This window comes from Pseudomonas sp. GW821-FHT09C08 (genome assembly GCF_059418125.1).
Genome location: NZ_JBWKPG010000001.1, coordinates 1,111,884 through 1,125,379, shown reverse-complemented (window position 1 = coordinate 1,125,379; position 13,496 = coordinate 1,111,884). Strand labels below are relative to the sequence as shown.

Annotated in this window: 12 protein-coding genes; 5 read left to right on the top strand and 7 right to left on the bottom strand. The window is 60.0% G+C overall.

Going from position 1 to position 13,496, the window contains the following annotated elements; all coding sequences use genetic code 11:
* The first annotated feature begins 54 nt into the window (after window positions 1–54).
* On the top strand, window positions 55–837 hold the full coding sequence (locus tag AC07OJ_RS04745) for a DUF4253 domain-containing protein (RefSeq protein WP_495094084.1): 783 nt from the start codon (window positions 55–57) through the stop codon (window positions 835–837).
* A 231-nt stretch (window positions 838–1,068) separates the two neighbouring features.
* On the opposite strand, the gene AC07OJ_RS04740 is transcribed toward AC07OJ_RS04745, so the two are convergent.
* From AC07OJ_RS04740 to AC07OJ_RS04710, 7 genes are all read right to left on the bottom strand, one after another.
* The gene (locus AC07OJ_RS04740) at window positions 1,069–1,977 is read right to left on the bottom strand and encodes a SphA family protein (protein ID WP_495094270.1); all 909 of its coding nucleotides are present in this window, start codon (window positions 1,975–1,977) and stop codon (window positions 1,069–1,071) included.
* Window positions 1,978–2,303: 326 nt separating this feature from the next.
* On the bottom strand, window positions 2,304–4,745 hold the full coding sequence (locus AC07OJ_RS04735) for an arylsulfatase (RefSeq protein ID WP_495094083.1): 2,442 nt from the start codon (window positions 4,743–4,745) through the stop codon (window positions 2,304–2,306).
* 449 nt (window positions 4,746–5,194) lie between these two features.
* Complete coding sequence (locus AC07OJ_RS04730; protein ID WP_495094082.1) at window positions 5,195–5,452, bottom strand: hypothetical protein; 258 nt, start codon at window positions 5,450–5,452, stop codon at window positions 5,195–5,197.
* Complete coding sequence (locus AC07OJ_RS04725; RefSeq protein ID WP_495094081.1) at window positions 5,453–5,983, bottom strand: GNAT family N-acetyltransferase; 531 nt, start codon at window positions 5,981–5,983, stop codon at window positions 5,453–5,455.
* 89 nt (window positions 5,984–6,072) lie between these two features.
* Complete coding sequence (locus AC07OJ_RS04720) at window positions 6,073–7,491, bottom strand: efflux transporter outer membrane subunit (RefSeq protein WP_495094080.1); 1,419 nt, start codon at window positions 7,489–7,491, stop codon at window positions 6,073–6,075.
* Complete coding sequence (locus AC07OJ_RS04715; protein WP_106803734.1) at window positions 7,488–9,056, bottom strand: DHA2 family efflux MFS transporter permease subunit; 1,569 nt, start codon at window positions 9,054–9,056, stop codon at window positions 7,488–7,490. The genes AC07OJ_RS04720 and AC07OJ_RS04715 overlap by 4 nt, the downstream gene beginning before the upstream one ends.
* A complete protein-coding gene (locus AC07OJ_RS04710) occupies window positions 9,049–10,158 on the bottom strand; it encodes an HlyD family secretion protein (protein ID WP_495094079.1) in 1,110 nt (369 codons plus the stop codon). The genes AC07OJ_RS04715 and AC07OJ_RS04710 overlap by 8 nt, the downstream gene beginning before the upstream one ends.
* Before the next feature lie 100 nt (window positions 10,159–10,258).
* Here AC07OJ_RS04710 and AC07OJ_RS04705 point away from each other — a divergent pair, with 100 nt between their 5' ends.
* The 4 genes from AC07OJ_RS04705 to AC07OJ_RS04690 all read left to right on the top strand — a co-directional run bounded on the left by AC07OJ_RS04705 (window position 10,259) and on the right by AC07OJ_RS04690 (window position 13,302).
* Window positions 10,259–10,969 carry a CerR family C-terminal domain-containing protein gene (locus AC07OJ_RS04705; RefSeq protein ID WP_495094078.1) on the top strand — a complete coding sequence of 237 codons (711 nt, stop codon included), beginning with the start codon at window positions 10,259–10,261 and terminating at the stop codon, window positions 10,967–10,969.
* 278 nt (window positions 10,970–11,247) lie between these two features.
* Window positions 11,248–11,409 carry a hypothetical protein gene (locus tag AC07OJ_RS04700; RefSeq protein WP_495094077.1) on the top strand — a complete coding sequence of 54 codons (162 nt, stop codon included), beginning with the start codon at window positions 11,248–11,250 and terminating at the stop codon, window positions 11,407–11,409.
* Window positions 11,410–11,678: 269 nt separating this feature from the next.
* Window positions 11,679–12,623: an alpha/beta fold hydrolase gene (locus AC07OJ_RS04695; RefSeq protein ID WP_495094076.1), complete on the top strand. Its 945-nt coding sequence runs from the start codon at window positions 11,679–11,681 to the stop codon at window positions 12,621–12,623.
* 70 nt (window positions 12,624–12,693) lie between these two features.
* Window positions 12,694–13,302: a LysE family translocator gene (locus AC07OJ_RS04690; RefSeq protein WP_065908275.1), complete on the top strand. Its 609-nt coding sequence runs from the start codon at window positions 12,694–12,696 to the stop codon at window positions 13,300–13,302.
* Window positions 13,303–13,496 lie beyond the last annotated feature (194 nt).

Sequence of the window (13,496 nt, the reverse complement as noted above, 5' to 3'; positions counted from 1 at the left end):
AACGCTTAGGATTACTCACTCAATTCAGTAACACCATGGAGCAGTCAACAGGTTATGGAGATTGAATTTCGCGGTAATGGCATGCGTGACAACCCGTCTGTAGGTACATGCGATGAGTACGCTGTGAGCGGGATTACCAGCTTTGACGATCTCGCCGATGCTCGTCGTAAGATTGCTGGGTCGCACCCTGGATTTACACCTCTGTTCTCGCTCGATGATCTGCACCAGGCCCGCTACACCTCGGGACATGCGCGCAACAATTCAGGGATGGACGATGCATCGGAGCAGGACATCGCGGGTTTACCGCCAGAGTGCTTCGAGAATGGTGAATACATAGGCTATCCGACTACGAAAGCCGAGTTCGCAATCTGTCTTCGCAATTTCATGAACCTGGTTGTAGCCACGTCTTTCGAAGACGCTTGCGCTCATGGTTTGACGCTGGATGAGCAGGCCCTGCAGGAGTGGATCGGTTATCAGAACAACCCTGTCTCTCTTCTGGAACAGCCCCTTTCAGCTGTCGTGGTGCCCGTTCAGCAGTCTTGCCAGGCACTCGCGGCTTTTCCGAATGGCTATTTCACTTCCGACCTGGATCCAGCGAAGAACTTTGCGGTTGCGCGCCATTTTTCGGAAGCGCATGGCTTTGAGTTGATGGGCGTAGGTGCTTCTTACATCGGCTTCATTCGTGCTGAGCCACTTGATACATCCTTGGCTAACGTCGTAGCCAGAGACTTCTGTGCGCTCTACAACACTAGCGAGGAAGACCTGCAATCACGCGTTTGCGCAGTTGCACAGGCGATCTCCGGTCTGACGCATTTGTGGCTGCGTTACGTGGAATGAACTCCGTGCGCAGTAAAAGTGCATCGCCCCTGAATTCATAGAGGCGTTCAATTGTCGGACTTTGGCCAATTAGCCAGTTTTGAATGACGCAAGCGGGTCGGAAGCTGGCTGACCCGACCGGCGGCCTCTGCCGATTGCTGCCGATCGCGAAAGTAGTCCCTTGCAAAGGGCTTCTGTCATCCAATGGCTCGCGTTCAGGTGCGTCTTGAAACTCGAAGTTATCTTATAGTTTCAGAAAAACGCCAAGGTGATATTTACGCTAAAGCCATTTCCTTCTGGTCGGTTTTTAGTATCAAACTCGGGGACCCAGCGGACATTGATATTGGCTTGAGCGTCCGCAAACTTTCCAGTCCAGCCAATGGCGGGTCCCATGCCTACAGAACGTCCACGATACCCGTGCAGGAAATCTGCGGTTTCGCCTTTATCATCACTGATCTGCTGGATGTAGCCCGCCGCTAATCCGGCGTTCCAACCACCCCCGAATCCGTGAGTCCAGAGCGCATCAAGCCGAAAGATATTACCGTTGCGATAACGTGTGGCGTCGTTTTGGGTGTAGAACTCAATAGCACTTAACAGGCAGAACTCACCGCCAGTTCCATCCAGATGGGTGAACGCGACGGTGGGCATGAAGGTGTAGTTGTTCTGACCCGGATTGGCCAGGCGATTGTCATTGTAGGCGCCGGTCGGCAGATAAATCGGCAAGGAGAAGGAGATATGATTGCGCTCATCGAAGTGGTAACCAGCAGCGAACGGCGTAACCAGCATATCGGCAAACTGAGTGCCCGAATCATCGGTGCCCAATGTTCGGCCACGGGGGCCACTGAGATTTGCGGTGATATCAGTATATTGCACAGGCACGCCGATGGCCGACGCGTAGTTCCAACGTCCCTTGCCGGTGTCCCACACGTGGGTGAAGTTGGCCATGGTGTAAGACACTTTCATGTCCAGGCCGGAACTCAACTCGCCCACGACAGGCACCGAGCGGCCGCCCTTGAGACTGCCGTCATACCAGATGCTGGTCAGGGACATCACCCAGCCAGGCTCTGGTGGCACTATCCCAGCATTGGAAAAAACTTGTTGCCCGGTGATAGGCCGGCCGACGCCACCCTCAGCTGCAAGTAACTGTTGGTTGCCGACCATCACCACCGCAACCAAAAGCCCCCATCGTTTACAGTGCTTGCCCATCAAATCGCTCCGTGCGGGAATGTCTAAAAACGTCTGTCGGGTCGTTATAAAACCGATGACTAGCGTCGGCGTGGGAGCATCACCACGTGGCGATGAACACAACATGGTGTTCCCTCAGCAAATAACGGGGGGTGTTTTGCACCGCCCCTGTGCCAGTCGCTGGTTACTCTGTGTGTCGCTTGGAGCAACCATCGATAGCACCTTACGAATTGGTTTCTGCCCTGGGGCAAATGAAAATATTTGAAAGCGCTACGTGGCGCCCGGTCAGGCGCCGCGTAATCTCACTTTCTCTCTTCAGCCAACTGCGCTGCTTTTTGGTCGATCAATTGCTGAGCCTTGGCAATTTCCGGTGGCTGCGGCTTGAGGTCGATGGTCACGTCCTTGATCTCCCCGGTGAAGGCAAATGGCACGTCATAGCTGAGGTTCACGGGAGTACCGGTGTCCTCACCGATATCGAATGTTTCTACGCTCATGGTGAATCGCACGGCCACGGTGTGCTCAATGCGTCCTTGGGCGACTTGCTGGTCATCAACAAACAATGTGGCTACGCCACCTTTGCCCATTCCGCCGCCGTCATATTTGAAGTCCATCACCAACTTGTGTTTGCCGGGTGTAAGTGCGTCAGGCGCGATGATGCTGGTGTGTCCGATATTGCCGAAGTTGTAATGGAACACAGGCTTGCCCTTGTCGAGATAGAACGCCCAGCCGTCAAACAGGCCTCCAAGCGTTGCGATCATGCCTTGTGCTCCGCTCACGGGGATCTCAACGTTGGCGGTCAGACTCCAGGATTTATTTTTGATGTCCGGCGCTACCCCCTCTGGGATGCGCTTGCTTCCTGCGTAATAAGTAAACGAGGTACGCCCTGGTGAAAGACTTGGTCGATTGATCGGATTGAGGCGCATAACACGATCGTTATTGAGCGGTAATACACTGTAGTTGGCAGCTTCAGCATAGAACAGCTTCTGCATTTCCTTGAGCTTGTCTGGCATGTCTTTGGCTACGTCCTTGGACTGACTAAAGTCCTTCTCGACGTGATAAAGCTCCCAGTTATAACCGGTGATGACGTCAACATCTGGCACGCTGGTAGACCAGGGGGCCGCCACTGGTGTGGTGGCTGCTACCCAGCCGTCATGGTAGATCGCCCTGTTTCCGAACAGCTCGAAGTATTGCGTCGTACGCGTGGATGCAGCCTGGGGTTGATCGAAGGTATAGGCCATGCTCACACCTTCAATTGGCCGTTGTTTGATGCCTTCGACAGAGGTGGGGGCCGGTACATGAACAACGTCAAGTATGGTGGGCAGAATGTCGATCACGTGGTGCCACTGCGTGCGGATACCACCTTCGTCCTTGATGTGCCCGGGCCAGGAGATGACCATGCCATTTCTCGTACCGCCGTAATGTGAGGCAATCTGCTTTGTCCACTGGAACGGCGTGTCCATAGCATGTGCCCATCCCACCGGGTAATGGTTATAGGTTTTCCAGGTACCCAGGTCGTCGATTTGCGACAGCATTTGTTCAGTCGTTGGCACAACACCATTCATGGCCGCTTCTAGATTGGTGGCGCCATTGAGACCCGCCTCTGCACTGGCCCCGTTGTCACCGACGATGTAAATGACCAACGTGTTGTCGCGCAGCCCCATGTCATCAATGGCCTTTTCAACACGGCCGACGTTGTAGTCAGTCTGTTCAAGGTAGCCTGCGTAAATCTCCATCATGCGTGAATAAAGTTTCTTCTGATCGGCATTCAACGAGTCCCACGCTGGAATACTCTCGGGCCGAGCAGTGAGTTGTGTCTCTGGTGGGATAATTCCGAGTTGCTTCTGGCGGGCGAAAGTCTGCTCACGCAGCTTGTCCCAACCCATATCGAATTGACCTTTGTACTTCTCCACCCACTGTTTGCGCGGATGATGCGGCGCATGGGTCGCGCCCGGCGCGTAATACAGCAAGAACGGTTTATCCGGTGCTACCGAGTGCTGCATATGAAGGTAATTGATTGCCTGATCGGCGAGATCGTAGTCGAGGTTGTAATCCGGTTTGCCGACATAAGGTTCGATGGGTTGAGTGCCATCAAATACCAGAGCTCGCCATTGATTCATGTCTCCGCCGATGAAGCCATAGAACTTCTCAAATCCCAAACCGGTTGGCCAGCGGTCGAAGGGGCCAGCCTGACTGGTTTCCCAATCAGGCACATTGTGATCCTTGCCGATCCAGGCGGTGTTCCAGCCATTGTCACGCAGGATAGTGCCGATGCCGGTTGTGTCCTTGCCGACCATGGAGTCGTAGCCCGGATAGCCGGTGGCCATTTCCATGATTTGACCGGTATGAACCGAGTGGTGGTTGCGCCCTGACAGCAGCGCTGCTCGGGTTGGAGAGCACATGGCAGTGGTGTGGAATTGGGTGTAGCGAAGCCCCTTGTCCGCGAGCGCCTCAAGGGTGGGTGTGTTGACGGGGCCGCCAAAGGTGCTGGATGCCGAAAACCCGACATCGTCCAGTAACACTATCAGGACGTTTGGTGCGCCTTTCGGCGCAGTGGGTGAAGCAGAAAATTGAGGCTTCGACGAGTCCTTGATTGTTAGCCCAAGCTTGCCATCATAAGGGGGCGGATTTAGAGGGAGAGCCTGCTCAGCGTGCGCAACGCCAGCCAGCATGAGTATTGCTGGAGCTGTAATCCGATAATAGTGAGGCGTAAAAGATGCACCCGAGCGATGCTTTACGGTCTTCATCCGTGACTTCTCCATCAGCATTCGACAGCAAATTTGAAGAAGTATAGGTCGCTATTTTTGACCTGGAATTATTTTGTATTTGAGTGTCGGAGGTCGCCTGTTGTGTCAACGTGCTTACTGCAATGCCAAAGTTGATGGCCAAAGCTGCGGGAACATCCAAGACAACAGTTTGCGTAACAAGTGTGAAGCCATGAAACGTTGATCTACGATTCACGCGGGCCCCGCTGTTGTTGATCGACACTGGCCCCGCGAACTTTGGCTCCGCAGGTGTTTTAGCGCCTGCCGATCCCTTGCCCACTTGGCCATCTCTGCGAGAGTCGATATCGAAGTTTACGTCACCCTAGGGCGCCAGGTCCGCTTCACTTATTGGCCGATAGCTGCTTTTTTGTGACCGTCGTATGGAGAGCCAGCACACACCACAACAAACCCCAGCACCGATACCCAATCCATCAAGCCGGCCCCTCACTCCTGAGAATACGCTGCTCCTTCACCTCCCCGGCGTACCCGCCAATTTTCGCTTGCTGGGCCGTCAGTAATGCGCTGATCTTCATCAGTGCCACGGCTTCGTCTGGGGTTTTCGCGTTGGCCGCCATGGCCGTCAATTCGACCACGGACCAGCCTATGACCGCTGCCGCATCTTCCAGGTCGTAGAACAGTTCCTGCTGTGCCGTCCTGGGGCCATCGAGGCCTTGTATCAAGTCTTTCATCTATGACTCCGATGGCGTGAGTTCAAGCGCCATGACCACCATGCCGATTTCTGCCAGGTCGGTGCTGAAGGGGATTTCTGCAACCTGCTGGAAACCCGACGCGGCGTAAAAGCGACGGGCATTGGCATTGCTCTTGAGGACATCCAGCCAGAGCAAGCGTTCTCCACGTTGCAATGCCCATTGGCGAATGAACTGCAGGAGTTGCTTGCCATACCCGCGCCCTGCGGCACTGGTGAGGAAGTAGATCTTTTGCAGTTCGGCGCCGGGTTCACCGGTCACGGGGGCTGGGGTGGACCGGTTGACCTTGGCAAAGCCTACGAGGTGGCCGCTGTCATCGGCGGCGATAAACCAGGCGTGCTGGTCGGGCTGGGCGAGTGAGCGGCTGAGGGCGCTGGTTGAGAAGTCCTGGTCGAGAAAAGCCTGCAAGCCGGCGGGCGACCAGATGGCCGAGAAGTGTTGCCGGTAGGTTTCACAGCCGACTTCGCGCAAGGCGTCGAGGTCGGCCTGGGTCGCTTGCCGAATGGAGAGCATGTTCTTCCCTGAGTGGCGCGTCGGCGCGCTTTATTGCGCTGCCGAGTCGCCAGTGTGTCTCAGGCAGCAAGGGCGTGTAAACGCCGTCGTCACAAGCTCCAACCCAGCCCCAGGGCCTTGTGCAGCGAGGCAAAGTCCTTGAGTAATTCGGCATCGCCGGAAATCCGGCTCTCCTGCGCCTGGTAGCGCGTGCGCTCCGCATCCAGCCAATCCAGGGTGCTCGCGGTGCCCGCACGATAACGTTGGCGCGTCAGGTCCGCCGCGCGTACCGCTGAAGATTCGACGTTGCGCAACAGCACCACGTTCTGGCGTTGATGCCCGTAGCGCGCCAGGGCGACGTCGGCATCGCGCAGTGCACTCAAGACCACGCTCTTGTACTGCGCGAGCGCTTCATCGCGACCGGCTTCGGCGCCTTTGACGCTGGCGGCGACGCGGCCGAAATCCAGCACGTTCCAGGTCAGGCGCGGCAGGATCAACCAGGTGCCGTTGTCCTTGCGGGCGAGGTGGCCGGGGTCGCCGGCTGAGAAGGACAGGTCGCCCATCAGGCTGAGCTTGGGGAACCAGTCGGCGGTTTTCTCGCCGATCTGCGCGTTGCTGGAGGCCAGTTTGCGTTCGGCGACGCGGATGTCCGGGCGGGCTTTCAAGAGGGCGGCGGGATCGGCCACGGGTACTTGGGCGGGAATGAAAGGCAGTGCCTGCGGTGTGGCGAGGCGCTCATCCAGTTCGCCTGGCTCCAGGCCGCACAGCAGGCTCAGCTGGTCCTGGGATTCGACGATGGCGGCTTGCAAGGGCAAGCGCTGGGCCTGGGTATTTTCGGCCTGGGTGAGCACTTGTTCGAGTTGCAGCTGGGAGGCCACGCCTCGGTTGCGGCGTTGTTGAGTGAGGTCCAGGGCCTGGTTTTCGATGTCGACACTCGCCTCTACCAGCGCCAGGCGCGCCTGTTGGTCGCGCAGGTCGGTGTAGGCCTGCACGATTTCGGCGGCCAATTGCACCTGGGCATCCGCCAGTTGTGCCTGTGCGGCGTCGGCTTCGGCCTGTGCGGCTTCGACGGCGCGGCGCGTGCCACCGAACAGGTCGGCTTCCCAACTGGCATCGAAGCCGGCGAGGTACAGGCTCAGCGGGCCGCGCCCACCGCCACCACCGCCCAGCGCCGAGGTATCAGGCGAGCGCAGTTTGAGCATCGCCGCATCGCCCGTGACCTTGGGCATCGCCTGCGCACGCGCACCGCTGAGGCTGGCGCGCGATTGGCGCAGTCGGGCCCGGGCGGTGGCGATGTCCGGGCTGTTTTGCAGGGCCTGGCTGATCAGCGCGTTGAGCTGCGGATCGCCCAGCCCCTGCCACCACTGCGCGACGGCAGGCGCGTGTGGCACGCCGCTGTCGGCATGTGGCAAGCGTGCGGCGGCGAGGGTTTTCGGCGCAACGTCGGGTGCGCCATGGTAGTCCGGGCCCACGGTGCAGGCGGACAGCAGCCCGACGGTCAGGAGGAGGGGAAACGAGCGAGCAATCATCGTTGTACCGTGCGCTTTTTCAGAATGAAGATCAGGGGCAGGCACGCCAGCATCGCCAGGCCCAGTAGGTAAAACGCGTCGTTGTAGGCCATCACCGAGGCTTGCCGTGCGATGTCGCTGGCCAGTTGGGTCAACGCCTGCAAATGCGCGGTGGACGGGTCGCCGGTTTGCGCCAGGTAGCTGGCGGCGTTGCTCGCCATGTGATCCTGGGTCAATTGGCTGTTGGCGAGAATGCCTTCGCGCAGTCGGTCGTCGTGGAAGTGGCTGCGTCGGTCCATCAGCACGCCCAGCAGCGCCAGGCCGATGGTGCCGCCGAGGTTGCGCGACATGTTGTAGAGCCCGGCCGCGTCGCCGGCATCCTGGGTCTCGACCGAACGCATCGACAGCTGACTGAGCGGCATCATCACCAGGATCTGCCCGAAACCGCGCAGCAGCTGTGACCAGACAAAATCATGCCCGACGCTGTCGGCGGTGAGCTGGGTATCGACAAAACAGCTGGCCCAATACAGCAACAGGCCGATACCGACCATCCAGCGCAGATCATAGCGGCCAAGCATCCTCGGCAGGATCGGCATCAGCAGGAACGCCGGGATACCGGACAGCAGCATGATCGCGCCGGATTGCTGGGCGTTATAGCCGGAGAGAATGCCGAGGAACTGCGGGACCAGATACGCCGTGCCATACAGGCCGGCGCCAACTGCCGTGCCGATCAGCAGCACGCTGCCGAAGCTTTTGTTGAGCACCAGTCGCAGGCGCAGGATCGGCGTGCTCGAACGAAATTGCCCGACGGCGATCAGGAAAAAACCAACCAGCGTGGCGATGCTCAACCAGCTGATCAGCAGCGAGTCGAACCAGTGCTCGCGCTGGCCTTCTTCCAGCACCACCGTGAGCGAACTCAGGCCCATGGCCAGGCCGAGAATGCCCAGCCAGTCGGCGCTGATGAAACGTTGCAGGTTCATGCGCTCAGTGGGCAGGCCGGTGATCAACAAGGTGATCAACGCGATGCTGATGGGCAGGTTGAGAAAGAAGCACCAGCGCCAGTTGATATTTTCGGTCAGCCAGCCGCCAATCACCGGGCCGAGCAGGGGCCCGAGGATCACCGTCATGCCAAACATCGTGGTGCCGATCGCCAATTGATGCGGGGGCAGGCGGGTGCGCACGATGGTCTGGGCGGTGGGGATCATCGCACCACCGGCGAACCCCTGGCCGATGCGCCCGGCGATCATCGCGCCGAGGCTGGAAGACAGGCCGCAGAACATCGAAAACAGCGTGAACATCAGCGCCGTGCCGATCAGGAACCGGCGCAGGCCGAAGACCCGGGTCAGCCAGGCGGCGAGGGGGATCATGACGATTTCCGACATCAGGTAGCCGGTGGCAATCCACGTGCCTTCGGTGCCGGTGGCGCCGATCTGGCCCTGGATCTGCGGCAATGCCGAATTGGTGATCGAGACGTCCAGGGTGGCGAGCAGCGCGCCAAGCGCCCCGGCTGCGACGGCGATCCAGTCGGTCAGCGAGGCGTTGCGCGGTGTCTCGGCGGCCACCCCGGCCATGAGTGCCTCAGCCATGGTTGGCGTCCGCGCCGTGGGTGCGGGTGTCCACGTCCACGGTGGCCGACAGGCCAGGCATCAAGGCGGCGCGAATGTCGTCAGGCACGTCGAGGGAAATCCTCACCGGCACACGCTGGACGATCTTGGTGAAGTTGCCGGTGGCATTCGACGGCGGCAGCAACGCGAACTGCGCGCCAGTGCCAGGGGAGAGGCTGTCGATATGGCCCTGCAGGTCATGGCCGGGCAGGGCGTCCACGTGCACGCTCACGCGCTGGCCGGGGTGCATCGCGCCGATCTGGGTTTCCTTGTAGTTGGCCGTCAGGTAGATCGCGCTGACCGGTACCACCGTCAACAGGCGCGTGCCGGGCTGCACGTATTGGCCGACACGCACGCCGCGATCGGCGATGCGGCCATCCAGCGGGCTGCGAATCACCGCGTCATCCACATCCAGCTTGCTCTGCGCCTCGCTGGCCTTGGCCACGCCGAGTTGCGCCTGGGCCTGCTTGAGCTGGGCCTGCAGCGTGCCATAGCGGGTCTGGCTGGAACGCAAGGCGGCCTGCTTGGCCGCCACCGTGCTGCGCGCCTGCGCCAATTGGTTGTTGAGTTGTGCCAGCCGCTCTTCCGGTTCGGCACCCGAGCGGGCCAGCGGTGCATAGCGGGCGACTTCGGTCTGCGCATGCTGGGCATCGGCCTGCGCGCCCTGCAACTGCGCGCGGGCTTCGGCGATGGTTGAATCCTGCTGCACCAGGTCGGCCTGGGCCTTGGCGAAATCGGCTTCGCGCGCGGCAATCGTTGCCGAGGCCTCGTCGCTGACGGCCTGGTATTTACGTGCATCCAGGCGCACGAGAATGTCGCCGCGCTTGACGTCCTGGTTATCGCTGACCAGCACCTCGGCGACGTAGCCGTTGATTTTCGGCGCCACGCTGATGCTGTCGGCCTGCAGGTAGGCGTCGTCGGTGGTCTCGATGAAGCGCCCGGTGATCCACCACCAGGCGGCCCATGACACACCGACCAGCACGGCCACGGTCGCCAGTGTCAGCAGGATCCGCCGGGCCTTGCCGCGTTGGGTGTTGACGCTGTCTTCAGGCATGACCTGAGGGGAGGGAGGTGCGGCGGACATCGGGTCACTCCAGAATTTATATCAGGTGGAATAAATTCCTTTTTTCGCGAATTTTTGTCAACTGGTATATTTTGCTTCGGGTATTCGAAGGGAGCAGCACATGGCACGACATAAACCGGCCGCCGAGGGTGGCTATCAGCGCGGTGAAGAAACCCGCGCGCGCATCGTCGAGGCGGCGGTCGTGGTCTTTGGCGAGCGTGGCTACGACGGGGCGTCTACCCGCGACATCGCCACCGCGGCCGGCGTCAACGCGCCGGCGATCCAGTACTACTTCGACGGCAAGGAAGGCGTGTACCTGGCGTGCGTCGAGCACTTGATCACGTTGCTCTGGCGCAAGATGAGCGAAACCGTCGAGGCCGCTGAACAGGCGCTTGCGGATGACAATACCGCTGATGCGGCCTTGATCGAGGTGTCACTGGGCATCCTCGGCGCGGTGGTCTCGACCATTCAGGACAGCCCCCAGACCAGCGCATGGCGGGCGTTCCTCGACCGCCACCAGGCCGGGTTATGCCCGGCAAGTGCAACCACGGCGTTCGACGAGCGCTTCAAGGCACGCATCGCCCGGGTGATCCGGCTGCTTATCGCGCGGTTGGCCGGGTTTGCGCTGGAGGATGAACGCACGGTCATTCATTCGATGGCGCTGTTTACCCAGGGCCTGGCGTTCCGGGTGCAGAAGCCCAAGCTGCTTGAGGCATTGAAGTGGACCGAGGTCAGCGTCAAGGAGATGGAACTGGTCAGGGACGTGGTGCTGATGCAGGCACGGTTTACGCTGGAGGGGCTGGTTCGGCACCGGGACCTGCGCGCTGAATGAGTACGCGGTCGACTGGGCAACGCCGCCGTTCTACGTTCACCTGATGACGGCGTTGGGCAAGGCGGATTACGTGCCGCCTATGTTTGCCTTTCTGCGCAAGGGCTAGCCTCGACGGGTGTTTGCTGTCACGGTCACAGAGCCCAAGCTATTGAAAAACAATGGGTTGTATCGCCATGCATACAAACCTTACCCACGTGTTACACGATAGTCATGACGCACTTCATTTTGCACGGTCATAGCCTGCGAGAAGTTAATCTCGTCAAGCAAGAGAGTGCAGAATGAAGTTGAGTTACCTAACCAAGGCGGCAGTGGTCGTCGCGCTGTTGTCGACCCTGTCGGGCTGCTGGATGTTCATGCCACCGGGAGGCGGCGGTGGCGGTCATGGCGGTGGCCATGGTCAAGGCGGCGGCCCGGGTGGGCCAGGTGGCGGTCCGCGCTGACCGATAGGCACTAAGGCAGGCAAGTCATGCACCATGACTTGCCTGTTTTTTTTGCCCGCGATAAATCACAGGCAAAGAAAAGCCCGTGATGGGGGCACGGGCTAAAGGGATGTTCATTAGGAGCTGGATTGACCATAGGCGCTCGTCTGTGAAAGGTTCGTGAAAGACAACAAGTATTTCACTGTGGGCGTTCGTCATCCGTTCAGCGCGGATTCAAGCACGCTGGGCAACTATAGCGTTGAGCCATTTCTGCTGGTGGAGACGCGTAGATGCTAGTGATCGTTGCCTTGCTCGTCCTCGTGGGGCTCGGGGTGTGGTTGACCTACCCACGGGTGGGCAATCTGCTGTTTGTGCTGATTGCACAGGTGCAGGCGCGGCGCGCGCGCTTGAAGGGCGTGGTGGTGCCTATCAAGGGCATGACGCTGGCCACCTGGCAGGGCGGTGAGCCCCAGTCGCCGGCGCTGCTGCTGATCCACGGCTTCAGCGCGGACAAGGGCGTGTGGCTGGATTTCGCGCGGTATTTTACCGATGACTACCGCGTGATCATTCCGGACCTCGCTGGCCACGGCAGCAACGCCTTTGTGCCAGGCGGCGACTACAGCATCGCGGCCCAGGCGCGGCGGATGGTGGCATTGCTCGACGCGTGCCAGGTCGCGCAGGTGCACGTGATCGGGAGTTCGATGGGCGCCTACATCGCCAGTTGGCTGGCTGCGCAGTATCCGGAACGGGTGCTGTCCATGGTGCTGATCGGCGCGGCCGGCGTGCAATTGCCGCAGCCCAATGAAGTGGAAGAGCTGGTCAATGCCGGCGACAACCCTTTCCTGATTCACACGCGGGCGCAGTTTGATCGGTTCTTCGCCATGACCATGGCGTCGCCGCCGTGGATTCCCGAGGTGCTGCTGGCGGCCGAGGCGGCGGTGTATATCAAGCGGCGTGCTGAGCTTGCAGAAATTTTCGCAGACTTCGAAGGCAGCCCGCGCATGGAGCCGTGGCTACCCGAGGTGCGCGTGCCCAGCTTGATTCTGTGGGGCCGCGAAGACCGCATGGTGCCTGTCGCCAGTGCGCAGACCTGGCTCGCCGGCCTTGCGCAGGCGCAACTGCAGATCATCGACGGCGTGGGGCACTTGCCGATGGTCGAATGTCCCGAGCTGACCGCGCAGTATTGCCGGGACTTTCTCGGCGGCGCCAAAGTGTACAGCTCGATCCGCTCCTAGCTGTACGGGGCGGCGGCGCGCGGATGGCTTTACTGTCGCAGGCCTGCCACCCCCGTTTGGATGCCGCGTCATGGTCATGTCTACCAGCCTGCTGTCAGCTTTTGTGTTGTTTGCCTTCGTATCCTCGATCACCCCCGGTCCGAACAACACCATGTTGCTTGCCTCCGGCGTGAACTTCGGGTTTCGCCGCTCGATCCCCCATGCGCTGGGCATCAGCATCGGCTTCATGCTGCTGGTGATTGCGGTGGGCCTGGGCCTGGGTGAGGTGTTCAAGGTCTTTCCGTGGGCCTATACGGTGTTGCGCTACGTGGGCGCGACGTACCTGCTGTACTTGGCGTGGAAAATCGCCACGGCAGGCGGCATGTCCGACAGCAACGATGAACGCGGCAAGCCCATGACCTTCCTCGGCGCGGCGGCGTTCCAGTGGGTCAACCCCAAGGCCTGGATCATGGCGCTCGGCGCCATCACCACCTATACGCCGGCCGAGGGCTATGTCACCAACGTGCTGGTGATTGCCCTGGTGTTCGCCATCGTCAACCTGCCCAGCGTATGCGTGTGGGTCGGGTGTGGCACGGGCTTGCGCAATGTGCTGCGTGAGCCGCGCTGGGTGCGGCTCTTCAACGGCGTGATGGCGGGGCTGTTGGTGCTGTCGTTGTACCCGATGCTGTTTGCCGGTTGAGATAGTCGCTGCCGCGATTGAGGCTGGATCAGACCGGCGAGATGGTTGCCAGCAGGCCGATGCCGATGGTCAATACCAAAAAGCCGAACAGGAAAAGTGCCATCTTGGTCATAAGGCCTCCGAAGGGAAGGGAGTGGGGATGGCGCTATTGTCCGCCCAGGCGGCTTTTCGATACAGATGCAGATAACAAAGAA

Excerpts from the sequence above, each read along its gene's own strand:
- AC07OJ_RS04695 (WP_495094076.1), top strand. The coding sequence starts at position 11,679 with ATGCTAGTGATCGTTGCCTTGCTCGTCCTCGTGGGGCTCGGGGTGTGG.
- AC07OJ_RS04720 (WP_495094080.1), bottom strand. The coding sequence starts at position 7,491 with ATGATTGCTCGCTCGTTTCCCCTCCTCCTGACCGTCGGGCTGCTGTCC.
- AC07OJ_RS04690 (WP_065908275.1), top strand. The coding sequence starts at position 12,694 with ATGGTCATGTCTACCAGCCTGCTGTCAGCTTTTGTGTTGTTTGCCTTC.
- AC07OJ_RS04710 (WP_495094079.1), bottom strand. The coding sequence starts at position 10,158 with ATGTCCGCCGCACCTCCCTCCCCTCAGGTCATGCCTGAAGACAGCGTC.
- AC07OJ_RS04700 (WP_495094077.1), top strand. The coding sequence starts at position 11,248 with ATGAAGTTGAGTTACCTAACCAAGGCGGCAGTGGTCGTCGCGCTGTTG.
- AC07OJ_RS04745 (WP_495094084.1), top strand. The coding sequence starts at position 55 with ATGGAGATTGAATTTCGCGGTAATGGCATGCGTGACAACCCGTCTGTA.
- AC07OJ_RS04735 (WP_495094083.1), bottom strand. The coding sequence starts at position 4,745 with ATGAAGACCGTAAAGCATCGCTCGGGTGCATCTTTTACGCCTCACTAT.
- AC07OJ_RS04715 (WP_106803734.1), bottom strand. The coding sequence starts at position 9,056 with ATGGCTGAGGCACTCATGGCCGGGGTGGCCGCCGAGACACCGCGCAAC.
- AC07OJ_RS04740 (WP_495094270.1), bottom strand. The coding sequence starts at position 1,977 with ATGGTCGGCAACCAACAGTTACTTGCAGCTGAGGGTGGCGTCGGCCGG.
- AC07OJ_RS04705 (WP_495094078.1), top strand. The coding sequence starts at position 10,259 with ATGGCACGACATAAACCGGCCGCCGAGGGTGGCTATCAGCGCGGTGAA.
- AC07OJ_RS04730 (WP_495094082.1), bottom strand. The coding sequence starts at position 5,452 with ATGAAAGACTTGATACAAGGCCTCGATGGCCCCAGGACGGCACAGCAG.
- AC07OJ_RS04725 (WP_495094081.1), bottom strand. The coding sequence starts at position 5,983 with ATGCTCTCCATTCGGCAAGCGACCCAGGCCGACCTCGACGCCTTGCGC.